The following is a 21,508-nucleotide window of genomic DNA, read 5'->3' as shown; positions in this document are numbered from 1 at the left end:
TTGTCGTGAGATAACCGCCCGAATTAGTCCAGCGCCGCCAGCAAGGCAACCGGCGGCGTGCTGGCCAGGCCCATACTGGCCAGCGTCCGGCCATGCCGGCGGTAATCAGTTTGGTTGAAGGCGCCAGCCAGATTGAGGCAGGCATCCAGAATCGGGGTCGCCAGCCCGCACAGCCGAGCCAGCTCGTGGCAAGGCACCAGCAGATAGGGCACGTCTTCGCTGATGTAGCGCGACTGCGGCCCTTCCGGTGCGCTATGCAGCTTGCTGTGGGTGTCACTTTGCCGGTTAAGCGCCAGCACGCTGTCAAACTGCGTGCCGTACAGATCATTCATCGCCGCCAGTTCGCTGCGCAGCGTCAGGCCCAGCGCGGCGCCCACCTGTAGTCGTTCGGTATCCAGCTGTTCAGCAGCGCGTGCCACGCCCGGCGAACAGCAATCGCGATAGAAGCTGAAACGGCCACCGCTGTTTTCCAGCAGTCCCATGCTGCAGATGGTCAGCAGCGGGTGGCCGCCGAAGTTGATGTTTTCCAACCCCGCCTCCAGCACATTGCCAAGCGGGGTCAAGGGCAGTGGCAGCAGCGGCTGCAAGCGCGCCAGTGCCGCACGGGTGCGGCTGGCGGGCAAGGCGGCGGCCGGCAGGTGCCGCTTGATACCGAAAATAGCCAATTGTGCCGGCGCGACAATGCGCGTCGCCCACGGAATGGAAATGCAATCGACAAAAGTAAGATCCAGCGCCGCGTAGCCATGCTCCCGCTGCAAGCGGCGCAGCACCAGCGAGCCGTAGTTGCCGGGCATCAGGCAGATCAGCTGGCCACTGCGCAGATGCGGCAACAACGCCAGAAACAAGGCTTCCTGGGCAAAAGACGGCACCGGCAGCAGCAGGATGTCGGCGAAGGCGGCCGCAGCGGCCAGCGAGCGGGTGAGCGTATGCAACGCAGCGTGGCCGGCCAGCAGCAGGGCCTCGCCCTCCAGCGCCGCCAAGGCGGTGATGCCGCCCTGCTGCGCGATGGCATCCAGCTGCAGATCGAAACCGGGGGCGCCGTACAGGCAGACGTCCACTCCCTCGCGGCTGAGGTGGTAGGCGGCGGTCAGGCCGGCATTGCCGGCCCCGAGAACAGAAACGCGGAGCGATGACATGAACTGAATCTCTGGTGAGTGATCTTCAGTGCCATCTTGGCCAAAATCCATAACTAGAAAAAATGCTATTTCAAGCTGAATCCATGCCGTAACGTTATGGATAGGTCACGGTAGCCACGGTGACGCGCCGCCAAACAGCGCCTCGCCATGGGGCAGGTACTCCACTTGCAACAGAATACCCTCCTCGCGGGCCAGCTCGAAGAAGGCGCGCAGGAAGTGCTGGGCAAACGGCGCCAGCGGTCGCAAGGTGGGCAGCAAAATCAGAAATTCGAACGGCAGCGCCGGCTCAAAGCGGTGGATGGTCACCGCCTCGTTCTGGTTACGGGCGATATGGGCGGTAAACGGATCGGTAACCGCAGCGCCCACCCCGACAGCCACCAGGCTGGCTAGGGCGCTGGCGAATGACACCTCGATCGGATCATGACGATGCATGCCGGCCTGACGGAACACATGGTCCAGCAGCTGTTGCGCCGGGTCCTGCTCATTGCGAATCAGCGCGGTACCGGCAAGGTCGCCCGGCGTCAGCGGACGGTGCAACTGCGCCAGCGGATGCGCCGGCGGCAGCAGGCAGATACTGTCGCAGCGCACCCGCAGCCCGCTCATGCCTTCGCCGGCCTCGCAGCCCAACGCAAAGCCGATATCACAGGTCTGGATGGCGACGCGCTGCAGTACTTCCTCGCTACGAAACGTCTGTAGCGTCATCGCCCCCTGAAAGCCCTGCTGCAGACACAGCCGCAGGGCCTCCGGCAAGAACAGGTTGGACAGCAGCGGCATCGCCGCCAGCACCAGACTGCCACTGTGCTGCTGCCGGATACTGCTGGCGCTATGGCGCAGACGCTCCAATCCGACAAACGCCCGATCCACCTCCAGATAAAATGCCCGCCCCTGCGACGTGGGCTGCAAGCGCCCCTTGATGCGCTCGAACAAGGGAAAGCCCACCGCTTCCTCCAGCGAGGCGATCAGCCGGCTTACCGCCGGTTGCGCAATGTGCAGATAGTTGGCCGCGGCCGTCACCGTACCCAACTCGATCACGGCCTTGAAAGCGCTAATCTGCTGGAACTTCATACCCACTCCTGCTGAGGCTTGCCTGGGTAACGTCTCGCGTCTCAGCGCAAGACCAGGCAAAAACAAGCGGCGACGCGGCACGCCCACGTATCAACGGTGTGCTTGCCGGACATGGCGACATTGTCTCGGTGGCACGACGCGCATGGTAAACAGCTTCCGCGCGCCTCGACAAATGTGATCGCCGGGTAGACGGGAACAAAAAACCCCGCGCGGCTTCCCGGCGGGGTTTTTGTTTGCCTTACGGCGGCGGGCTTACGACTCCCAGCGCGTATCGCGCCACTCCGCCATTGCTTCTTTGTCGAGGAAGGTCCACGCCACCACGCGGCTGACCTTGTTGCCCTGCGCCATTTCCAGCACCACCACGCGGCGTGCGTCGCACATTTCCAGCTCGCGCTGCAGGCCGCGCACATTGTCCACCTTGGACACCAGCGAGCTGAACCACGCCACCTGGTGGCCGTAGCGCACGCTCTGGCGCGCCATGGTGGCCAGGAAGTATTCCTCGCCGCCGTCACACCACAGCTCGTGGTGCTTGCCGCCGAAGTTCAGCTCGACATTGGCCATGCGCTGGCCGGTGAGGTTGGCCACCTTGCGCCGCGCCGCCGCCTCCGCCTCCTGCGACGAACCGTGGAACGGCGGGTTGCAGATGGTCAGGTCGAAGCGGTCGTCGCGCTTGATGATGCCGTCGAACACGTCGGCCGGATTGGTCTGCTGCCGCAGCTTGAGGCCACTCTTCAGCTGCGGGTTGGCATCCACCAGCAAGCGTGCCATGCGCAGCGCGTCCGGGTCGATGTCGCTGCCGACAAAGCGCCAGCCGTACACGCTGCGGCCGATGATCGGGTAGATGCAGTTGGCGCCCACGCCCACGTCCAGCACGGTGACGCGCTTGGGGATGGTGCCCTTGTTGCTCTTGGCCAGCAGGTCGGCAGCGTGGTGCAGGTAGTCGGCACGGCCTGGTACCGGCGGGCACAGGTAGCCCGGCGGAATATCCCAGAACAGTACGCCGTAGTGGTGCATCAGCAGCGCGCGGTTGAGCGCCTTCACCGCCGCCGGGTTGTGGAAATCCACGGTTTCGATGCCGTGTTCGTTGTGGCGCACAAACTCGGCCAGCTCCGGATTGACCGCGATCAGCGCGGCAAAATCGTAGGGGTTGCGATGGGCGCTGCGAAAGTGCAGGCCGGGTTTGCTGTCGGAAGTAGAAGAAGTTGTCATGGCACGTACCGCAAAATCAATCGGCGGATTGTACGGACTTATTGCCCGGCCTGCAGGACTGCGGCCAACCTTGTGCCCGCGTTGGGCGGCAAACCGCCGCCCGCCGGCTCAGGCGCCGTGCTGGCCGGGGCTGCCCGGCTGGTATTTGTGCCACACCCGGCGCATGTCGCGCGCCGAGGCAAAACCGGCGCCTTCCGCCGCGCGCTCCACGCTGCTGCCCTGCTGCAGCAGCTGACGCACCACGGCAATGCGCAGCCGCTGCTGGTATTCGACGATGCCGACCCCGGCCTGCTCGCGGAACAGCCGGGTCAGGTGGCGCGGACTCAGATGCACGCGCTCGGCCAGGGTTTCCACCGCCCAGCGCTGTTCCGGCCCGCGCGCGATCAGGTCCTGTGCGCGGTGCACCGCCGGGTGCAGGTGGTTGCGGAACGCCAGCCACGGTGACAGCTGCGGATCGTCGCCGGCACGGCGCGCGTACAGCACCATGCGCCGCGCCACCCGCCCGGCGATGTCGGCGCCGGCGTGACGCTCGATCAGCGCCAGCGCCAGATCCATGCCGGTGGTGATGCCGGCCGAGGTGGCGATGTTGCCGTCCTCGACGAAGATGCGGTTGTCCAGCACCCGCGCCGCCGGCGCGGCGGCGGCCAACTTGGGCACGATGCTGTGATGGGTGGTGCAGGCGCGGCCGTCCAGCAGCCCGGCCATGCCGGCCAGCAAGGCACCGGAGCAGATGGTGGCCAGCTGCACCTCAGCCGTGATGTGCTGCCGCAGCCACGCCACCAGCTGCTGCGCCTCTGGCGTGGCGTAATCGGCATCCTCGTCCACCGTGCCGCACAGCAGCACCAGGCTGCCGGCGGCCAGCGCGTCCGGCAGCGGGTCGATCAGCGAGGCCAGCCCCAGCGAGCTGACACACTCGCGCGCCGGCCCCGCCACGTGCAGGCGGAACGGCGCGCCCTCGTCGATGGCCATGCGCAGCGCCTCGGCCGGGCCGACGAAATCCAGCGCCAGGTAGCGCGGGGTAAGCAAAAACCAGATATCCATGTCGTGTGCTGCCTACAGCTCGCCCAGCTTGATGTCCGGCGTGTAGTCGCCGGCCACTTCCTTGACGATGGCCTGGCCAGCGATCACCCGCTCGCCGTTGAAGGTCAGCGTCGGCTGGCCGTGCAGCTGCCAGCCGCGGTTCAGCGCCTCGGTCACGCGGTGGCAGAAGGCGGAATCGTCCGGGCCGGTCAGCAGGCGGTACAGCTTCATTGGGTAATGCTCCTGTAGTGGCGCGCCGGTTACAGCATGGCACGGTAAACGATGAAACCGGTATCGCGTGCCAGCTGCTCGTACAGCCGGCGCGCGGCGGAGTTGTCCTGATGGGTGTGCCAGTACACGCTAGGGCAGCCTTGCGCGCGGGCGGCGTCTGCCACTGCCGCGATCAACGCCCTGGCCACTCCCTGCCCGCGGGCGGCAGGCGCGGTGAACAGGTCCTGCAGATAGCAGGCGTAGTGCGGCAGCAGCGTGTTGCGCAGGTAGATCGCGTGCGCCAGCCCGACCAGCTGGCCATCCTGCTCCGCCAGCCACAGCTGCATCGGCTCGGCATCGTCCAGCAGCCGCTGCCAGGTCAGCTGCAGCTGCGCCTCCGGCAAGGCGCTGTCGCCGTGGCGGCCATAGAAGGCGTTATAGCCCGCCCACAGTTCACACCACGCTGGGTAATCCGCGGCCGTCGCCGCGCGGATGTGCAGCGCCATCACAGTTGCCCCGCCACCGCCGGACGGCGCAAACGCGCCAGCAGCCGCGGCCCGAACACGTTCACCGCCAGCCCGGCCAGCAGCACCGCGCCGCCGGCCAGCTGCCAGAAGCTCAGCCGCTCGCCCAGCACCAGCGCCGAGGACAGCACGCCGAAAAACGGCACCAGCAGCGAATACGGCGCCACCACGTTGGCCGCATGCCGCGCCAGCAGCTTGCTCCACTGGCCGTAGCCGAACAGGGTGGCGATCAGCGCCAGATAGGCCACCGCGAACAGGCTCTTGCCGCTCAGCACCAGACTCCAGTCGATCTGCGCCGACTCGAACCGCGCCGACAGCACGAAGAACGGCAGCACCGGCGTCAGGCTGCTCCACACCACCAGCCCCAGCATGTCCGGCTTATAGCCGGCCGCCACGATGCGCCGCACCACCACATTGGAAAACGCCCAGCTCAGCGCCCCGCACAGGGTCAGCAGGAAGCCGGCCAGCGGCAGGCCGGCGGCGCCCAGGCCGCCGATCAGATACAGCCCGACGCTGCCGATCAGCAGGCCGGACAATTGCCAGCGGGTAAAGCCTTCGCGCAGCCACAGCAGGCTGATCAGCAGGGTAAAGAACGCCTGCGACTGCAGCACAATGGAGGCGAGGCCGGCCGGCATGCCCAGCTTGATGGCGGTAAACAGGCAGGCGAACTGCCCCAGTCCGACGCTGATGCCGTACAGCGCCAGCCAGCGCCACGGCAGCGCCGGACGGCGCACGAACAACAGGCCGATGGCGGCGGCGGCGCTGAAGCGCAGCGCCCCCAGCAGGAACGGCGGCACGCCGGCCACGCCCCACTTGATCACCACGAAATTGAAGCCCCATACCGCCACGATGGCGAGGGCGATCAGACGGTCTTGCCAGTTCATGGCGTGCGCTCCCGTTTTTGCATGCAAAATTTGGCAGAACGCGCCGGCACTGCGCGCCCCAGCCTGGGCCACTACCTTACCCCGCTCATGCCAGCGGCAACAGCAACAGTGTGTTCACGAATGCGCGGTTACAGCTGGCGTGGCTTGTAGACACGCTGACTGCTGGCCGGGTTGGCCGCCAGTTTCGCACCGACCCGCCGTGGCCGCGGCAGCAGTTCGCCGCCGCAATTGGGGCAGACCTGTTGCATCGCCGTCGCGCAATCGCGACAAAAGGTGCATTCAAAACTGCAGATCAGCGCGTCGGCGCTGTCGCCGGGCAGATCGCGGTCACAGGTTTCACAACCAGGGCGCAAAGTCAGCATGTTTGGCTCCTCGGTCTGGCGGCACGGGCGAAAGCGGCCATCCACCAGCCGGATGTGGGTTGGGTGATAGCGCCATTGTGGCGCAAGCGTACTCGCGGCACGAGGCAGTATCCGGTCGAGCTGCGGACCGATCACGCCATGGCCACCCGGCGCGGCCGGCTGTAAGCGGCATGATACAAAGCCGACAAGCACGCGATATGGCCGGCTGCAACACTGCAGGCTGACGGCAACACAATCCCCTGTACGGAGCCCAACACATGCCACACCCTACCCTGCGCCGCAGCCTGCTCGCCCTGTGCGCCTGCCTGCTGGCCGCCAGCGCCCTCGCCGCCCAGCCACTGCCGCCGAACGGCGCCCCCGCCTGCCAGCCGCCGCATGCCGACGGCCACGCCCGTGCTGAGCCGGGATCGCTGGAGCCGTTACTGCCGCAGCTGCAACTGAACGCGCGCCAGGAAGTGCTGTGGCAACAGGCCGAAACCGCCCGCCTGGCGCGCATGGTGGCCCAGCGCCGCGCCGCGCAGCTGGCGCAGGCCGCGCTGCGTGATAATCTGGCCAACGCCAAAGTGCCACTGAGCGTGGCGCTGCGCGATGCGCAGCCGGCGGCAAAGGACAGCCCGTTCACCGGCGCCGAGTGGGTCAGCTTCTTTGACAGCCTGTCGGCGCAACAGGCCGCCCAGGTGCGACAATACCTGCTGGCGCAATCCGGTGATAACATGCCGCCCGCATTGCCCGGCCTGCCGCGCGAAGGTGCCATGCCCAAACCGTGAGGCCGGGTAGCGGCGGCCTTGCGGCCAACCGCGGTGCCCCTGCAGCCCCTTCCCCAGCCACGGAACCCCCTATGTCTGCCCAAGCCATACGCCTGCTCATTGTCGATGACGATCCGGATATCCGCAGCCTGCTCGCCGATTACCTGCGCGGCTACGCCATGCTCTGCACCACGGTGGCAGACGGCGCCGCCATGCAGGACATGCTGGCGCGCGATAGCTTCGACCTGATCATTCTCGACCTGATGCTGCCCGGCGAGGACGGCCTGGCGCTGTGCCGCCAGATTCGCCGCCAGGGCGACACGCCCATCATCATGCTGACCGCGCGCGGCGAAGCGGCCGACCGCGTGGTGGGGCTGGAGCTGGGCGCCGACGACTACGTGGTGAAGCCGTTCGACCCGCGCGAGCTGGTAGCGCGCATCCATACCATCCTGCGCCGCAGCAAGCGCCAGCAGCAGCCGCTGGAAGTGCAGGAAGTGCGCTTTGCCGGCTGGACGCTGCACCACATCAAGCGCGAGATCACCACCCCGGAACAGGTGCTGATCCCGCTGTCGCATGCCGAATACCGGCTGCTGTGCGTGTTTCTGGAGCGCCCGCAGCGCGTGCTCAGCCGCGAACAGCTGCTGGACGCCGCCCGTGGCCGCGCCATCGAGGCGTTTGATCGCAGCATCGACCTGTTGGTGTCGCGCCTGCGCCAGAAGCTGGGCGACGACCCGAAATCGCCGCGGCTGCTGAAAACCGTGCGCGGCGAAGGCTATCTGTTCGACTGCAAAGTGGAATGACAGGACCCGCCTGATGAAACGTCTGCTACGGCTGTTTCCCGATACCGTGTTCACCCGCCTGTTCGGCCTGGTGGTGGCGGTACTGGTCACCTCCCACCTGGTGATGACCAGCCTGTTCCTGTTCTTCGGGCCGCACCAGCCGCCCGGCCCGCCGGTAGCCAGCAGCCAGCCGCCGCGCAGCAGCCTGCGGCCAACCTTGCCGGGCAGCGCGCCGCTGCTGCGCCCGCCGCCGCCACGGGAAAACCGCCCGCACTTCCCGCCGGAATTCTGGCTGGCGCAGCTGGTCACCCTGGCCATCATCAGCCTGCTGGCCTGGTACGGCGCACGCCGGCTGGCGCGCCCGATCCAGCAACTGACCCATGCGGCGGCGCTGCTGGGCGACAACCTGCAGGCGCCGCCGGTGGAAGAAGCCGGGCCGGCGGAAACCCGCCAGGCCGCCCGACTGTTCAACCACATGCAGGACAAGCTGCGCCAGCAGATGGCCGAGCGCAGCCGCTTTCTGGCCGCGGTGTCGCACGACCTGCGCACGCCGCTGACCCGCATCCGCCTGCGCAGCGCGCAGCTGGAAGACGCCACGCTGCAGGCCAAGCTGGGCAAGGATATCGACGACATGGCCGCCATGCTGGACGCCACCCTGGCCTACCTGCGCGACGATGCCAAGGAAGAAGCCTGGCAATGGCTGAACGTCACCGCGCTGGTACAGGCGATGGCGGAAGACGCCGAGGAACAGGGCTACCACGTCAGCACCAGCGGCCATGCCGACCGGCTGTACACCCTGCCCGCCAGCCTGCGCCGCTGCCTGGAAAACCTGCTGGAAAACGCCATGCGCTATGGCGGCGGCGAGGCGGAAATCAGCCTGCTGTGCGCCGCCGGCCAGCTGCGCATCGACATCCACGACCACGGCCCGGGCATTGCGGAAGCGCAGCTGGAAACCGTGTTCGAACCGTTTGTGCGGCTGGAAGAGTCGCGCAATCGCCACACCGGCGGCACCGGCCTGGGGCTGTCGATCGCCCGCGACGCCGCGCGGCGCATGGGCGGCAAGCTGACGCTGTTCAATGCCGCGGAAGGCGGCCTCACCGCCCGGCTGGAGCTGCCACTGGATACTGCCGCCGCTTTGTATCAAGCCTGATACCAACTCCATACATGCAGTAGACATGACGCCTACACACTGGCAACACCCCGCCATACCGGCGGCCGGACCAGTGTGCCCGCCCTGCGGGCGTAAGGAGAATCGTCATGACAAGTGCCATCAGCAGTTACGGCGGCTATCCGCCGGCGACGCAGGCCGCCTACGGCAGCCGCCCGCGCAAACCGGATGCCAGCGAGTTGGCCGCCGACCTGTTCAGCGCGCTGGACACCCAGCAGCAGGGCTATCTGCAGGCCAGCGACTTCGACAGCGCCATCAGCGCGCTGAACGGCAGCAGCAGTAGCAGCGACAGCACCGCCAGCGACCTGTTTGCCGCGCTGGACAGCGATAGCGACGGCAAGGTTACCCAGGACGAGCTGACCACCCGCCTGCAGGAGCTGCAGTCGCAGCTGGACAGCCAGTTCAACGCCATGCGCACCCAGGGCATGGGCGGCATGGCGGCCATGGGTGGCATGGGCGGCATGCCGCCACCACCGCCGCGCGGCAACGATGCCGGGCTGGACCAGGATCAGCTCACCACCATGGCCAGCGATGCCAGCGCCAGCGGCGACAGCACCGCGGCGGCACGCTTTTCCAGCCTGGCGGCCAACTTCGACGCCGCCGACAGCAATGGCGATGGCAAGGTGAGCTTTCAGGAAAGCATCGCCTACGAGCAGTCGCAGAGCACCAGCAGCGACAGCGCTAGCGCCACGGCCAGCGCCGACAACAGCAGCGACAGCACCCAGAACGCCCGCGTGCTGCACCGGCTGATGGAAATGCTGCGCGCCTACGACAGCAACGACAACGACAGCGGCAGCCAGCTGCTCAGTACCGCGGTGTAAACGCCGCCGGTGCCTGCGGGTGATCGGGCAGGAACAGCTCGGCCAGCATGCAGCGCACGCCGCCGCCGCCCAGCGTCTCGATCACCGGAATGGCCGGCCGCAGCAGCCGGCCATGTACCGCCAGCCGGGTGCGCTGCGCGTCGTCCAGCGCGTCATGCGCCCGCTGCGACAGCACCAGCAGCGGCTCGCCGGCGGCGTTGTGCAGCGCCAGCATATTGCCGGCCAGCGCCACCACCTGCTGGCGGCTGATGGCGATGACCTCCTTGCCGTCAGCCTGCAGTTGCCGCTGCAGCTGCTCGCGCTCCTCGGCATCCTCCACCGCCTGCAGGCACACCACCGCCCAGTCCGGGCCGACGCACAGCAGCACATTGCTGTGGTAGATCGGCCGGCCGGCGGCATCGGTGGCGGTAAACGCCGTCAGCTGGTAATCGATGCGGCGGGCAAACTGCTGCAGCTCATCACGGTGGGTGCGGCTGGACAGTGCGGCGTAGATGCGGCGGTTGGCGCGGTCCAGCACCATGCTGCCGGTGCCTTCCAGGTAGCGCCCGTGCTGCTCGGCCGGCGACAGGTCCACCAGCTTGCGCACCGCAAAGCTGCCGCGCAGCCAGGCCACGATGTCCACCCGGCGCTCCAGCCGGCGGTTGGCGCCTTCCATCGGGTACAGGTACAGGCTGCCGTCGGCGTGGGTGGAGAACCAGTTGTTGGGAAAGATCGAATCCGGCGTGTGCGGCTCCGGGGTGTCGTCGAACACATGCACCGTCACGCCGTTGGCGCGCAGCAACGCCACATAGGCATCGAACTCGGCCAGCGCCGCCGCCTGCGCGGCCCCGGCGTCCAGCGTGGCCTGCTGGTAGGCATTGCTGGCGGCGGTATCCGGGTTGAAGCCGAAACGGCAGGGACGGACCATCAGGACGCGGGAGGTGGTTTGCATGACGTGGGGGGCAACGTTGGCCGGGTGGTGAACATGAGTGGATTGTGCAAAAGGTGTCGCATTGATAAACGACGAATCGGGTGCGCTTGACGCACACTTGCCGTCGTTATCATTTCCTGCCGCAGCGGTTTCTGCTGCCGATGCCATGCAACTGGACCGTATCGACCTGCAAATCCTCGACATCCTGCGCCGGGAGGGCCGCATCACCTATCAGGCGCTGTCCGAGCAGGTGCATCTGACCGCCCGCCCCTGCCAGGAACGGGTGCGCAAACTGGAGCAGGCCGGCTATATCCGCGGCTATCACGCCGACGTGGCGCTGCCGCAGCAGGAAGGGGTGGTGGTGCTGGCGCAGCTGGCGCTGGGCGACAAGCTGGGGCGCAGCGCGCAGCTGGCATTCGAGCACACCATGCGCGACTGCGACGAGGTGGAGGATTGCTGGCTGGTGAGCGGCGAGTTCGACTACCAGCTGCGGGTGCGCTGCCGCGATCTGGCGCACTTTCGCGAGCTGTCCGGCAGCTGGCTGGACGATGCCCGCTTCCGCATTGCGCGCATCGTCAGCAGCCCGCAGCTGCAGCAGATCAAGCTGGGGCGGCGCTGAGCGGCGAGCGCCGGCGCTTGCCGTCCGGGCCATGCAAAACGCCCGCCCCGTAACACGGGCGGGCGTTGTGTTTGTTGCGGCCAACGTTGGCCGCCAGCGCTGGCTTAGCCGGCGTTGACCGGGATCTTGCCGATCTTCACCCGCCATTCGGCCGGGCCGGTGTTGTGCACCGAGGTGCCACAGGAGTCCACCGCCACGGTTACCGGCATGTCCTGCACTTCGAACTCGTAGATGGCTTCCATGCCCAAGTCTTCGAAGCCGACCACTTTCGACGCCTTGATCGCCTTGGACACCAGGTAGGCAGAGCCGCCCACCGCCATCAGGTACACCGCCTTGTTGTCCTTGATGGCGTCGATGGCGATCTGGCCGCGCTCGGCCTTGCCGATCATGCCCAACAGACCGGTCTGTTCCAGCATCTGGCGAGTGAACTTGTCCATGCGGGTGGCGGTGGTGGGACCAGCCGGGCCGACCACTTCGTCACGCACCGGATCCACCGGGCCGACGTAGTAGATGAAGCGGTTGGTGAAGTCCACCGGCAGCTTCTCGCCCTTGTTCAGCATGTCGATCATGCGCTTGTGCGCGGCATCGCGGCCGGTGAGGATCTTGCCGTTGAGCAGCAGCACGTCGCCCGGCTGCCAGCTGGCCACTTCTGCCGGGGTGATGTTGTCCAGGTCCACGCGCTTGCCGTTGGAGCTGTCATAGGTGATTTCCGGCCAGTCTTCCAGCTTCGGCGCTTCCAGCTTGGCCGGGCCGTTGCCGTCCAGGTGGAAATGCACGTGACGGGTGGCAGCGCAGTTCGGGATCATCGCTACCGGCAGGCTGGCGGCGTGGGTCGGATAATCCAGAATCTTCACGTCCAGTACGGTGGTGAGGCCGCCCAGGCCCTGCGCGCCGATGCCCAGCGCATTCACCTTCTCGAAGATTTCCAGGCGCAGCGCTTCCACGCGGCTCAGCTCTTCGCCCTTGGCGGCTTTCGCCTTCAGCTCGTGGATGTCGACGTGATCCATCAGCGACTCTTTCGCCAGCAGCATGGCCTTTTCCGGCGTGCCGCCGATGCCGATGCCGAGGATGCCCGGCGGACACCAGCCGGCGCCCATGGTCGGCACGGTCTTGATCACCCAGTCGACGATGCTGTCGGACGGGTTCAGCGCGTAGAACTTGGATTTGTTCTCCGAGCCGCCGCCCTTGGCGGCACAGATCACTTCCACGCCGTCGCCTTCCACGATCTCGAAGTGCACCACCGCCGGGGTGTTGTCCTTGGAGTTCTTGCGCAGGCCGGCCGGATCCAGCAGCACCGAGGCGCGCAGCTTGTTGTCCGGGTTCAGGTAGGCGCGACGCACGCCTTCGTTGACCATCTCCTGCACGCTCAGGGTGCTGTCCCACTGCACTTTCATGCCCACTTTCAGGAACACCACGGCAATGCCGGTATCCTGGCAGATCGGGCGGTGGCCTTCGGCGCACATGCGGCTGTTGATCAGGATCTGCGCCATGGCGTCCTTGGCCGCCGGGCTTTCTTCGTGCAGATACGCCTGGTACAGCGCGTCGATGTAGTCTTTCGGGTGGTAGTAACTGATGTACTGGAAGGCATCAGCGATGCTCTGGATGAAGTCTTCCTGACGGATGATGGTCATTGTTGCGATCTCCAGCGTGGGGCTGTTTCGGGTTAGCCCGCCCATTTTAGGCAGTTACGCTGCACTGCGCCATCGTCGGCGACTTGTCAGCCGGCAGGCGCGCGCGCATGCTGCGGCTTTTATTGCCATACGGATACCGCACGGCATGCGCTCCGCCCTGCTCCTGCTGCTGTCCTGCCTACCCATGGCCGCCCAGGCCGCCAGGCTGCTGGCGGTCACCACCGACTTTCCGCCGTTCCAGAGCGCCAGCCCGCAACCGTGGGGCCTGGCGCTGCAGACCGCGCAGGCGCTGGCGCAGCGCAATGGCGATACGCTGGATATCCGCTTCCTGCCGTGGCCGCGCGCCTATCAGATCGCGGAAAGCACGCCCGATACGCTGATTTTCTGCCTGGCGCGCACCCCGGAGCGCGAGGCGCGCTACGGCTGGATCGGCCAGATCGCGCACAATGATGTGGTGCTGTGGCGGCTGCGCAGCCGGCCGGAGGTGAACCCACATACGCTGGCCGACGCGCGGCGCTGGCAGCTGGGCGTCACCGCACAGGACGTGAAGGCGCGCTACCTGCTGCAGCAGGGCTTTGTGATTGGCAGCAATCTGCAGGAAAGCAGCGACGACGGCAGCAATATCCGCAAGCTGCTGGCCGGACGTATCGACCTGCTGCCGTTTTCCAGCAGCACCGCCCTGCATTACCAGCTGCGGGAAGCCGGCCTGGCGCCGGATAGCTTGCAACCGGCACTGGCGCTGCCGGCACTGTCCGGCCAGCTGTATCTGGCCTTCAGCCCGGGCAGCAATCGCGCCCGGCTGACGCGCTATGTCGCACAGTTCCACCGGCTGCAGCAGCAGAAGTTTCTGCCGCGGCTGCGCCAGCAGCTGCAATTGCCGCCGGAAGCGCCGGGGCAGCCCTGAGCCCCGGCCGTGCGCGGCGGCCAACGTTGGCCGCAATAATGCAAAAAGCCAGCGGCAACGGCACGCTGGCTTGTGGCAACACGGTGCGCCGCGTCAGGCTTTCTTCACGAACTCCGATTTCAGGCCCATGGCGCCGATGCCGTCGATCTTGCAGTCGATGTCGTGGTCGCCGTCCACCAGGCGGATGTTCTTCACCTTGGTGCCCACCTTCACCACCAGCGACGAACCTTTCACTTTCAGGTCCTTGATCACGGTAACGCTGTCGCCGTCCTGCAGCACATTGCCGTTGGCATCGCGCACCACGCGCGCGGCTTCGGTTTCTTCGACGGCGGTTTGCGGCCACTCGTGCGCGCATTCCGGGCACACGTAGTTGCTACCGTCCTCGTAGGTGAATTCGGAATGACATTGCGGGCAATTGGGCAGCTGGCTCATACGGGACCTTGTAGCAAGTGGCGGGCGCCGGCAACGTTGGCCGCAGGCGTCCGCACAAAGAAAGCGCGCATTATGCGCCAGCGGACGGGGTAGAGACCAGTCCCCCTACTGGCGCAGGGGTCTAGCCGGCACCGCCGCTACGCCTCCGGCGCGGCCGTGCGCTTGCGTTGCAGATAGGGCGCCACCGCGTCGCTGGGCAATGGCCGCGCTTCCAGGAAGCCCTGCATCTCGTCGCAATGGTTGGCCAGCAGCCAGGCACGCTGCGCCTCGGTTTCCACCCCTTCGGCCACGGTGTTGCAGCCCAGGTTCTGCGCCAGGGTGATGATGGTACGCGCCACCGCCCGCCCTTCTTCGCGGTCCAGGTTGCGCACGAAGGCCAGGTCGATCTTCAGCACCGACACCGGCAGCTGCTGCAGGTAGGCCAGCGAGGAATAACCGGTGCCGAAGTCGTCCAGCGCGATATAGGCGCCCAGCGCGCGCAGCCGGTGCAGCACCGGCAATGCCCACTCCAGGTTTTCCATCGCCGCGGTTTCGGTGATTTCCAGCTCCAGCTGCGCCGGGCTGATACCGTGGCGGGCGCAGCTTTGCAGCAGAAAGTCCTGCAGCCCGGGGTCGCTGAGCTGGCGGGTGGACAGGTTGATGGCCAGGCGGCCAACGTCAATGCCCGCGTGCTGCCACTGCGCCAGCTGCGCCAGCGCGTGGTCGAAGATCCAGCGCCCCAGCTCCAGGATGAAGCCGGTTTCCTCCGCCACCGGGATGAACTCGCCCGGGCTGATGTTGCCCGCCGGCGTCTGCCAGCGCAGCAGTACCTCGAAGCCAGCCACCTGGCCGTCGTCCAGCGCGATGCGCGGCTGGTAGACCAGAAAGAACTCGTGCTGCTGCAGGCCATTGCTCAGCTGACTGGCCAGTTCCAGCCAGCGCCGGGTTTGCGCCGGCTGCACCGAATTGAACGCCTTCACCCCGTGCTGGCCACTGCGCTTGGCCGCCGCCATCGCCAGCTCGGCGTACTGCAGCAGCAGGTCCGGCTGCTGGCTGTCCTGCGGAAAGCGGCAGTAACCGGCCGTGGCGCTGGCTTGCAGCCGCACCTCGCCGCTGAGCAGGAACGGGTGGCTGAACGCGCCCAGCAGCACATCGGCCCGCGTCTCGACCGCGGCGTTGCCGGCCATGATCACGGCAAAGCTGTCGCCCTGCAGCCGGGTGATTTCCTCGCCCGGCAACAACAGGCCCTGCAGCCGCCGGCTGCTGGCCACCAGCACTTCATCGCCGACGCGATGGCCGAACACCTGGTTGATGCGCCCCAGCGCATCGATGTTCAGCACCAGCAAGGCGCCCAGCCCCGGCTGTTTCACCGCCAGCGCCAGCCGCTCCAGCGTGGCGCGGCGGTTGGGCAGCGCCGTCAGCTCGTCGTGGTCGGCCAGCCATTGCAGCTGCAGGTTCTGCTGCACCTCGGCGCTGACATCGCTGACAAACGCCAGGGTGTGCTGCCGCCCGCCCCACTGCAGCGGCGCCAGCGCCACATTGACGTAAAAGCGGCTGCCATCGCGGCGCAGCGCCTGCAGCCCCTGCCGCTCGCTCATGCGCCGCACCTGCGGCGCGGCGTGGTAGGCCACGCGGTGGCGCAGGTGCGCGGCGCGCAGATCGTGCCCGACCAGCTCGTCGACGGTCAGGCCGTCCAGCGAACCGGGCACGGCGCGGAACATGTTTTCCGCGGCGTGGTTGCTGCTGCTGATCAGCCCCGCGGCATCCACCACCAGAATGCCCAGCGGCGCCCCGGCCACCAGCGCGTTGAGCCGCCCCAGCGCATCCTCGTGCGCCGCCTTCTCGATAGTCAGTTGCTGATACGGCTGCAACAGCCGGGCCTCGATCACCCCGCGCAGGAAAAACGCCTGGCCGACCACCTTGAACACGTGGCCCAGGCCGTTGGCCAGATCATCCACCAGCAGGTAAAAGCAGAAAAACAGCTCGCCAAACGCCAGCACCAGCAAACCTGCGGCCAACCATTGCCCGGCCAGGATGCTCAGCCCGGCGCGATAGATGCGCCAGGCCAGCAGCAGATAGCTGCCCACCAGCAGCCACTCCAGCGCCACCTTCAGCGGCGTCAGCCCCTGCCCCGGCACAAACAGCAGCGGCAGGGCATCGTGATAGCCCACCCCCAGCACCGCAAACAGCAGCCCGTACAGCAGTAGCAACGGCGCGGCGCTGCGCTGATGGCGCTCCGGCAACAGCATGAACAGCATCGCCAGCGCCACGCTACTGCGCGCGCCCAGCCACAGCACGATGGCCTTGTGCGGCGTATTCGTCCCCAGAAAAGCCGGCAATACCGGGTAGGACACCGCATGCAGAATATCCAGCCCGGCCACCACCATGAAACCGATGGCCAGTACCCGCAGCCGGCGGCTGCTGTCGGTCTTGAACCAGGACATCACCGCCACCAGCAGGCTCATGGCGATGGACAGCATCTCCAGCAGGGTGTGCAGCGCCGCGTAATCCGGCAACCGCAGCCAGCCCGGAAACACCAGCTGCAGCAGCAGCAGGCCGCTGATCAGCGCACACAGCATCGCCGCCAGCTGCAGCGGCGGCAGCCTGGTCGCAGCAGTCGCGGCGGGCGGGGGCATGGCGGGCAGTTGGATCATGGCAGGGCAGTTCCGCGACTAAGTGTGGAATCGGAAAAATACGCAACTGGCAGCCAGCGGATGGCGGCGGCAGCAACGCAGTTTATCTGGCGCAGCAAGTCTGTCGATTTTAATAAGAAATGCTGTTTCATTACAGCGATCATGCAACAGTTATAAGCAATGACGCGCGATTGGGAAATCCCGCTATGCCGGAGCCGGCCAAACGATCATGCGCAGGCTATCTTATTTCTTTTACATAAAGAGCCGCCGTAAAACCCACCGTCATTATCAATGACAAATAATTTTAAATTTATTCAAGCGGTTAAATAACCACGGCTAAATTTTACAAACTGCCATTCGCCGCAATTCAATCAACATAAGCAATAACGCATGCGAATTTAATTAATCGCAGCTTAGCGCTTGCTAATTAAATCACTGTTAACGTAAAAATAAAAACTAGCCGCCTTTGCCCCCTGGAGACGTCCATGAAAATTTCCCAGCGTCTGATTCTGCTGATCTCGGTCGCCATCGCCGGCCTGCTGCTGCTGGCCGGCACCACCTTCCTGCAGTTGAATCGCCTGTACCTGGAGCTGGAGAACATCGGCGACAACGTGCTGCCCAGCGTGAAGATACTCGGCAGTTTCAACCAGGAATTACTGGAAGAACGTAACTCGCTGCTGGCGCATATCGTCGCCACCGACGCCGCCAGCAAGCCGGGCATCGAGCAATCGCTGCACCAGCACCGCGACGCCATCGGCAAAGCGCTGCAGGCCTACGCGCCGATGGTGGTCAGCGACAAGGACGGCGCCTACCTGAAGCAACTGGAAGCCGGGGTGGCAGAGCTGGACAAGCTGTATGCGCCGGCGCTGGCCGCCTCCACTGCCGGCCAGACCGAAGAAGCGATACGCCAGGCCAATGCCATGCGCGAACGTTTCATTGCCATCCAGGCTATCGCCAAGGAACACCTCGACTACAACCAGCAGCTGGCGGATGACGCCAAGGCGCAGGCGCAGTCGGTCAGCAGCCATGCCCGCCTGATTGCCGCCGCGGTCGCCCTGCTGTCCATCGCCCTGCTCGCCATCCTCGGCCTGCTGACCTACCGCCAGATCGTCGGCAGCGTGCAGCGCGGCCAGGCCAGCATCCAGCAGTTGGCCGCATCGCTGGATTTCACTACCCGCTGCGAGGTGAAGGGCAAGGACGAGATCGCCCAGATGCTGGCCGCCTTCAACCAGCTGATCGAAAAACTGCAGGGCAGCCTGCGCACGGTGATCACCGCCTCGCGCGATGTGTCGCAGTCGGCCACCGAGCTGGCCGGCTCGGCCAAGCAGGTGGCGGCCGGCTCCAATGCGCAGAGTGAGTCCGCCTCTACCATGGCCGCCGCGCTGGAACAAATCACCGTCAGCATCAACCACGTGGCCGACCGCACCCAGGAGGCCAACGCCCTGGCGCAGGACACCGGCAGCCGCGCCCAGAGCGGCGCCGTGGTAATCACCGGCACCAGCCAGTCGATCGAAAGCATTGCCGGCGCGGTGGAGCATGCCGCCAGCGAGATGAGCCAGCTGTCCGAGCGCACCCGCCAGATCGCCGTGGTGGTGAACGTGATCAAGGATGTCGCCGACCAGACCAACCTGCTGGCGCTGAACGCCGCCATCGAGGCCGCCCGCGCCGGCGAAATGGGCCGCGGCTTTGCCGTGGTGGCCGATGAAGTGCGCAAGCTGGCCGAGCGCACCGCGCAGTCCACCCAGGAAATCGCCGCCATCATCGGCGCCATCCAGACGGTGTCGGAAAGCGCCGCCGAGCGCATGCAGGGCGTGGTGCACAACGTGGAAAGCGGCGTGGACGAAGCCGGCAAGGCGCGCGGCGCCATCCAGCAGATTTCCGAAGTGGCCGAGCAGAGCCGCCACCTGGTGGGCGAAATCAGCCACGCCATCCGCGAACAGGGCACCGCGGCCAACAGCATCGCCAGCCAGGTGGAAACCGTGGCGCAAATGGCGGAAGAAAACTCCGCCGCCGCCTCGCACGTTACCGCGCTGGCCAGCCGGCTACAGAATCTGTCGCACGCGATGGAAAGCGAAGTCGCGGTTTACCGGGTGTAAGCGGCGGCGCGGGCCGCGGCCAGTACCGGAAAACAACACGGCACCGGCTGCCGGCGCAACATTACATGCTGCGCTGCTGCGCCACACCAAAGGCAGCCTTACTGGCTGCCTTTTTTATATTGCTGCCCCGGCAAACAGATAAGACCAGCGGCATGTACGGGCCCCGCTGGCTGCGGCCAACCTTGCCGGTGAGCAGGCGCCGCCAACAAGGCCTCGCTGCCAACCGGCAACGGCAGGACATTAGTCCGCCTGAGCGGCGCAACGCCGGAGCCGCCATTTTGTGAGCGGGGCCAAGCCGGCAAGGTTGGCCGCAGCGATAGGCAATCGCACGCGGCCAGGCGCACCGAGGCTGGCCGCCATCCCGCTTACGGCAACGCCAGCAGGCTGCCCAGCAGCACGCCGTCACGGACGATCACCCGGCCGTGGCGGATCAGCGTGCGCTGCGGCGGGCGCAGCGCGATAGCCTCGCCCACCGTCTGCACCGGCAGCAGCAGGAAGTTGGCCGGCTTGCCCTCTGCCAGCCCGTAGTCGGCGTGGCCCATGGCGCGGGCGCCGTTGACGGTGCCGGCGTCGAACGCCGCCCGCAGCCCTTCGTCGGTGCGCTCGTAGAAGCGGTAGGCCTGCAGCATCACCCGCTCCAGCATGTCGCCGTTGCCCATCGGCGACCAGGCGTCACGGATGCCGTCCGAACCCAGGCACACCGTCACCCCCGCCGCCGTCAGCTCGGCAAACGGCGGCACCCCGATGTCCGCCGGCGCGGTGGTGACGGTGCTGATGCCGTTTGCGGCCAACCTTGCCGCCAGCGGCGCCACTTTCGCCCACGGCAACATGCCCAGGCAGAAGGCGTGGCTGAGCATCACCCGCCCCTGCCGCCGGTACTGCTCGGTAAAGTCGCAGATGCGCGCGATCTGCCACAGCCCCAGCTCGCCACCGTCGTGCAGGTGGATGTCGACGCCGCGGTCGAACTCGGCGGCCAGTTCGAACACCTGCGTCAGCTGCGCAATCGGATCACCGTCGATGCCGCACGGGTCCAGCCCGCCCACCACCTCCACCCCGGCTTCCAGCGCCTGGCGCATCAGCGCGGCGGCGCCGGGGCGGGTCACGAGGCCAGCCTGCGGGAAGGTGACCAGCTCGATGTCGACCAGCCCGGCGTAACGTTCGCGCAGCGCCAGCATGGCGTCGATATGCGACCAGCCCAGCTCCGGGTCGGCGTCCACGTGGCAGCGCAGCAGCTGGGTGCCCTGCGCGATGCAGTGCTCCAGTAGCGCGCCAGCGCGCGCGGCGATCGGCACCGTCTGCTCGCGCAGGATACGGCGCTCGTTGTCGATGCGTGCGCGCAGGTTGTCGGCGGCGCTGTGCGGCTGCCACGGCAGGCTCCACAGTGTCTTGTCGAGGTGGGTGTGCGCCTCCACCAAGGGCGGTGTCAGCAGCCGGCCCCCGCCGTCGAGGTCGCCCGCCGCCAGCGGCAGGTTGGCCGCCGGGCGGCGCGCGCCGATGCGGCCGGCCACGATTTCGATGTCTTCTGCCGCGCCGCCGTAGGGGCGCACATTACGCAGCCAAAATGGGTGTTGCATGCTCGTCTCGCTTGTTGGGTTAGAGCCGTGCGGCTCATTTCAGGCTGCCGGACAGGAACTGCGCCAGCCGTTCGCTCCTGGGCGCCACCAGCACCTGCCTGGGGTCGCCCTGCTCCTCGATGCGGCCCTGGTGCAGGAAGATCACGTGGTTGGACACCTCGCGGGCAAAGCCCATCTCGTGGGTGACCACCACCATGGTGCGGCCCTCCTCCGCCAGCGCCTGCATCACGCGCAGCACCTCGCCCACCAGCTCCGGGTCCAGCGCCGAGGTCGGCTCGTCGAACAGCATCACCTCCGGCTCCATCGCCAGCGCGCGGGCGATGGCCACCCGCTGCTGCTGGCCGCCGGACAGGTGCGACGGATACTTGTCTTCCACCGCGGCGGCCAGCCCGACCTTGGCCAGGTAACGACGCGCACGGACGATGGCTTCGTCGCGGTCCAGTCCCAGCACGTTCACCGGCGCCTCGATCACGTTTTCCAGCACCGTCATGTGGCCCCACAGATTGAAATGCTGGAACACCATCGCCAGCCGGGTGCGCAGCCGCTGCAGCTGGCGCGGGTCGACTGCGCGCAAGGCGCCGTTCTTGTCCGCCACGGTGCGCACTTCTTCATTGCCGACAAAGATGCGGCCCTTGCTCGGCTGCTCCAGAAAGTTGATGCAACGCAGAAAGGTGCTCTTGCCGGAGCCGGAGGAGCCGATGATGCTGATCACATCGCCAGCCTTGGCCTGCAGCGATACCCCCTTGAGCACTTCGTGCGTGCCGTACTGCTTGTGCAGTTCTTCTACGGTCAGTTGATACATGTGT

Annotated in this window: 22 protein-coding genes; 7 read left to right on the top strand and 15 right to left on the bottom strand. The window is 66.6% G+C overall.

Going from position 1 to position 21,508, the window contains the following annotated elements; translation table 11 throughout:
• Positions 1–23: 23 nt before the first annotated feature.
• The 8 genes from ABNW52_RS00370 to ABNW52_RS00335 form a co-directional block, all read right to left on the bottom strand.
• Entirely contained in the window at positions 24–1,136 is a 1,113-nt protein-coding gene (locus ABNW52_RS00370) for an NAD/NADP octopine/nopaline dehydrogenase family protein (RefSeq protein ID WP_349582453.1), read from the bottom strand.
• A gap of 105 nt (positions 1,137–1,241) precedes the next feature.
• Positions 1,242–2,201: a LysR substrate-binding domain-containing protein gene (locus tag ABNW52_RS00365; RefSeq protein WP_349582451.1), complete on the bottom strand. Its 960-nt coding sequence runs from the start codon at positions 2,199–2,201 to the stop codon at positions 1,242–1,244.
• 252 nt (positions 2,202–2,453) lie between these two features.
• On the bottom strand, positions 2,454–3,410 hold the full coding sequence (gene rlmF / locus ABNW52_RS00360) for a 23S rRNA (adenine(1618)-N(6))-methyltransferase RlmF (protein WP_349582449.1): 957 nt from the start codon (positions 3,408–3,410) through the stop codon (positions 2,454–2,456).
• 108 nt (positions 3,411–3,518) lie between these two features.
• A complete protein-coding gene (locus ABNW52_RS00355) occupies positions 3,519–4,451 on the bottom strand; it encodes a GlxA family transcriptional regulator (RefSeq protein ID WP_349582446.1) in 933 nt (310 codons plus the stop codon).
• A 12-nt stretch (positions 4,452–4,463) separates the two neighbouring features.
• The gene (locus tag ABNW52_RS00350; protein WP_349582444.1) at positions 4,464–4,661 is read right to left on the bottom strand and encodes a DUF1737 domain-containing protein; all 198 of its coding nucleotides are present in this window, start codon (positions 4,659–4,661) and stop codon (positions 4,464–4,466) included.
• A 29-nt stretch (positions 4,662–4,690) separates the two neighbouring features.
• Complete coding sequence (locus ABNW52_RS00345) at positions 4,691–5,146, bottom strand: GNAT family N-acetyltransferase (RefSeq protein ID WP_349582441.1); 456 nt, start codon at positions 5,144–5,146, stop codon at positions 4,691–4,693.
• Positions 5,146–6,048, bottom strand: a complete 903-nt coding sequence (locus tag ABNW52_RS00340) for an EamA family transporter (RefSeq protein WP_349582439.1) — start codon at positions 6,046–6,048, stop codon at positions 5,146–5,148. Before ABNW52_RS00340 ends, ABNW52_RS00345 begins: the two co-directional genes overlap by 1 nt.
• 128 nt (positions 6,049–6,176) lie before the next feature.
• Entirely contained in the window at positions 6,177–6,410 is a 234-nt protein-coding gene (locus tag ABNW52_RS00335) for a DUF1272 domain-containing protein (RefSeq protein ID WP_349582436.1), read from the bottom strand.
• A 257-nt stretch (positions 6,411–6,667) separates the two neighbouring features.
• On the opposite strand from ABNW52_RS00335, the gene ABNW52_RS00330 reads away from it, so the two are divergent.
• The 4 genes from ABNW52_RS00330 (at position 6,668) to ABNW52_RS00315 (ending at position 9,924) form a co-directional block, all read left to right on the top strand.
• Positions 6,668–7,177, top strand: a complete 510-nt coding sequence (locus ABNW52_RS00330) for a hypothetical protein (RefSeq protein ID WP_349582433.1) — start codon at positions 6,668–6,670, stop codon at positions 7,175–7,177.
• 71 nt (positions 7,178–7,248) lie between these two features.
• Positions 7,249–7,956, top strand: a complete 708-nt coding sequence (locus ABNW52_RS00325) for a response regulator transcription factor (RefSeq protein WP_349582431.1) — start codon at positions 7,249–7,251, stop codon at positions 7,954–7,956.
• A 13-nt stretch (positions 7,957–7,969) separates the two neighbouring features.
• Positions 7,970–9,085 carry an ATP-binding protein gene (locus ABNW52_RS00320; protein WP_349582428.1) on the top strand — a complete coding sequence of 372 codons (1,116 nt, stop codon included), beginning with the start codon at positions 7,970–7,972 and terminating at the stop codon, positions 9,083–9,085.
• A 107-nt stretch (positions 9,086–9,192) separates the two neighbouring features.
• Positions 9,193–9,924, top strand: a complete 732-nt coding sequence (locus ABNW52_RS00315) for an EF-hand domain-containing protein (RefSeq protein ID WP_349582426.1) — start codon at positions 9,193–9,195, stop codon at positions 9,922–9,924.
• Here the strand turns inward: ABNW52_RS00315 and ctlX are convergent.
• Positions 9,908–10,855, bottom strand: a complete 948-nt coding sequence (gene ctlX, locus ABNW52_RS00310) for a citrulline utilization hydrolase CtlX (RefSeq protein WP_349582423.1) — start codon at positions 10,853–10,855, stop codon at positions 9,908–9,910. The two genes, ABNW52_RS00315 and ctlX, sit on opposite strands and share 17 nt — an antisense overlap.
• Positions 10,856–11,000: 145 nt before the next feature.
• On the opposite strand from ctlX, the gene ABNW52_RS00305 reads away from it, so the two are divergent.
• Positions 11,001–11,453 carry an Lrp/AsnC family transcriptional regulator gene (locus ABNW52_RS00305; RefSeq protein WP_349582420.1) on the top strand — a complete coding sequence of 151 codons (453 nt, stop codon included), beginning with the start codon at positions 11,001–11,003 and terminating at the stop codon, positions 11,451–11,453.
• 104 nt (positions 11,454–11,557) lie between these two features.
• On the opposite strand, the gene ABNW52_RS00300 is transcribed toward ABNW52_RS00305, so the two are convergent.
• The gene (locus ABNW52_RS00300) at positions 11,558–13,084 is read right to left on the bottom strand and encodes a fumarate hydratase (protein WP_349582418.1); all 1,527 of its coding nucleotides are present in this window, start codon (positions 13,082–13,084) and stop codon (positions 11,558–11,560) included.
• Positions 13,085–13,229: 145 nt separating this feature from the next.
• Here ABNW52_RS00300 and ABNW52_RS00295 point away from each other — a divergent pair, with 145 nt between their 5' ends.
• Entirely contained in the window at positions 13,230–13,988 is a 759-nt protein-coding gene (locus tag ABNW52_RS00295) for a substrate-binding periplasmic protein (RefSeq protein ID WP_349582415.1), read from the top strand.
• A gap of 93 nt (positions 13,989–14,081) precedes the next feature.
• Here the strand turns inward: ABNW52_RS00295 and ABNW52_RS00290 are convergent, their stop codons facing one another.
• The 3 genes from ABNW52_RS00290 to ABNW52_RS00280 form a co-directional block, all read right to left on the bottom strand.
• Positions 14,082–14,420, bottom strand: a complete 339-nt coding sequence (locus ABNW52_RS00290) for a zinc ribbon domain-containing protein YjdM (protein WP_349582412.1) — start codon at positions 14,418–14,420, stop codon at positions 14,082–14,084.
• Between the two features lie 137 nt (positions 14,421–14,557).
• On the bottom strand, positions 14,558–17,053 hold the full coding sequence (locus tag ABNW52_RS00285) for a bifunctional diguanylate cyclase/phosphodiesterase (RefSeq protein ID WP_349582408.1): 2,496 nt from the start codon (positions 17,051–17,053) through the stop codon (positions 14,558–14,560).
• Positions 17,050–17,184, bottom strand: a complete 135-nt coding sequence (locus tag ABNW52_RS00280) for a hypothetical protein (RefSeq protein ID WP_349582406.1) — start codon at positions 17,182–17,184, stop codon at positions 17,050–17,052. Before ABNW52_RS00280 ends, ABNW52_RS00285 begins: the two co-directional genes overlap by 4 nt.
• Before the next feature lie 333 nt (positions 17,185–17,517).
• On the opposite strand from ABNW52_RS00280, the gene ABNW52_RS00275 reads away from it, so the two are divergent.
• Positions 17,518–19,128, top strand: coding sequence for a methyl-accepting chemotaxis protein (locus tag ABNW52_RS00275; RefSeq protein WP_349582403.1), 1,611 nt, complete (start codon positions 17,518–17,520; stop codon positions 19,126–19,128).
• Positions 19,129–19,493: 365 nt separating this feature from the next.
• Here the strand turns inward: ABNW52_RS00275 and ABNW52_RS00270 are convergent, their stop codons facing one another.
• Positions 19,494–20,702 carry an amidohydrolase family protein gene (locus ABNW52_RS00270; protein WP_349582400.1) on the bottom strand — a complete coding sequence of 403 codons (1,209 nt, stop codon included), beginning with the start codon at positions 20,700–20,702 and terminating at the stop codon, positions 19,494–19,496.
• 34 nt (positions 20,703–20,736) lie between these two features.
• On the bottom strand, positions 20,737–21,504 hold the full coding sequence (locus ABNW52_RS00265; protein WP_349582397.1) for an ABC transporter ATP-binding protein: 768 nt from the start codon (positions 21,502–21,504) through the stop codon (positions 20,737–20,739).
• Between the last annotated feature and the right edge of the window lie 4 nt (positions 21,505–21,508).

The sequence above is a fragment of the Vogesella oryzagri genome, from assembly GCF_040148885.1.
Classification (GTDB): domain Bacteria; phylum Pseudomonadota; class Gammaproteobacteria; order Burkholderiales; family Chromobacteriaceae; genus Vogesella; species Vogesella oryzagri.
The sequence above is the reverse complement of the archived record's forward strand: the minus strand, read 5'-3'. Positions and strand labels throughout refer to the sequence as shown.

Coding starts and splice junctions, on each gene's coding strand:
- ABNW52_RS00370 (WP_349582453.1), bottom strand. CDS start 1,136: ATGTCATCGCTCCGCGTTTCTGTTCTCGGGGCCGGCAATGCCGGCCTG.
- ABNW52_RS00365 (WP_349582451.1), bottom strand. CDS start 2,201: ATGAAGTTCCAGCAGATTAGCGCTTTCAAGGCCGTGATCGAGTTGGGT.
- rlmF (WP_349582449.1), bottom strand. CDS start 3,410: ATGACAACTTCTTCTACTTCCGACAGCAAACCCGGCCTGCACTTTCGC.
- ABNW52_RS00355 (WP_349582446.1), bottom strand. CDS start 4,451: ATGGATATCTGGTTTTTGCTTACCCCGCGCTACCTGGCGCTGGATTTC.
- ABNW52_RS00350 (WP_349582444.1), bottom strand. CDS start 4,661: ATGAAGCTGTACCGCCTGCTGACCGGCCCGGACGATTCCGCCTTCTGC.
- ABNW52_RS00345 (WP_349582441.1), bottom strand. CDS start 5,146: ATGGCGCTGCACATCCGCGCGGCGACGGCCGCGGATTACCCAGCGTGG.
- ABNW52_RS00340 (WP_349582439.1), bottom strand. CDS start 6,048: ATGAACTGGCAAGACCGTCTGATCGCCCTCGCCATCGTGGCGGTATGG.
- ABNW52_RS00335 (WP_349582436.1), bottom strand. CDS start 6,410: ATGCTGACTTTGCGCCCTGGTTGTGAAACCTGTGACCGCGATCTGCCC.
- ABNW52_RS00330 (WP_349582433.1), top strand. CDS start 6,668: ATGCCACACCCTACCCTGCGCCGCAGCCTGCTCGCCCTGTGCGCCTGC.
- ABNW52_RS00325 (WP_349582431.1), top strand. CDS start 7,249: ATGTCTGCCCAAGCCATACGCCTGCTCATTGTCGATGACGATCCGGAT.
- ABNW52_RS00320 (WP_349582428.1), top strand. CDS start 7,970: ATGAAACGTCTGCTACGGCTGTTTCCCGATACCGTGTTCACCCGCCTG.
- ABNW52_RS00315 (WP_349582426.1), top strand. CDS start 9,193: ATGACAAGTGCCATCAGCAGTTACGGCGGCTATCCGCCGGCGACGCAG.
- ctlX (WP_349582423.1), bottom strand. CDS start 10,855: ATGCAAACCACCTCCCGCGTCCTGATGGTCCGTCCCTGCCGTTTCGGC.
- ABNW52_RS00305 (WP_349582420.1), top strand. CDS start 11,001: ATGCAACTGGACCGTATCGACCTGCAAATCCTCGACATCCTGCGCCGG.
- ABNW52_RS00300 (WP_349582418.1), bottom strand. CDS start 13,084: ATGACCATCATCCGTCAGGAAGACTTCATCCAGAGCATCGCTGATGCC.
- ABNW52_RS00295 (WP_349582415.1), top strand. CDS start 13,230: ATGCGCTCCGCCCTGCTCCTGCTGCTGTCCTGCCTACCCATGGCCGCC.
- ABNW52_RS00290 (WP_349582412.1), bottom strand. CDS start 14,420: ATGAGCCAGCTGCCCAATTGCCCGCAATGTCATTCCGAATTCACCTAC.
- ABNW52_RS00285 (WP_349582408.1), bottom strand. CDS start 17,053: ATGATCCAACTGCCCGCCATGCCCCCGCCCGCCGCGACTGCTGCGACC.
- ABNW52_RS00280 (WP_349582406.1), bottom strand. CDS start 17,184: ATGAAACAGCATTTCTTATTAAAATCGACAGACTTGCTGCGCCAGATA.
- ABNW52_RS00275 (WP_349582403.1), top strand. CDS start 17,518: ATGAAAATTTCCCAGCGTCTGATTCTGCTGATCTCGGTCGCCATCGCC.
- ABNW52_RS00270 (WP_349582400.1), bottom strand. CDS start 20,702: ATGCAACACCCATTTTGGCTGCGTAATGTGCGCCCCTACGGCGGCGCG.
- ABNW52_RS00265 (WP_349582397.1), bottom strand. CDS start 21,504: ATGTATCAACTGACCGTAGAAGAACTGCACAAGCAGTACGGCACGCAC.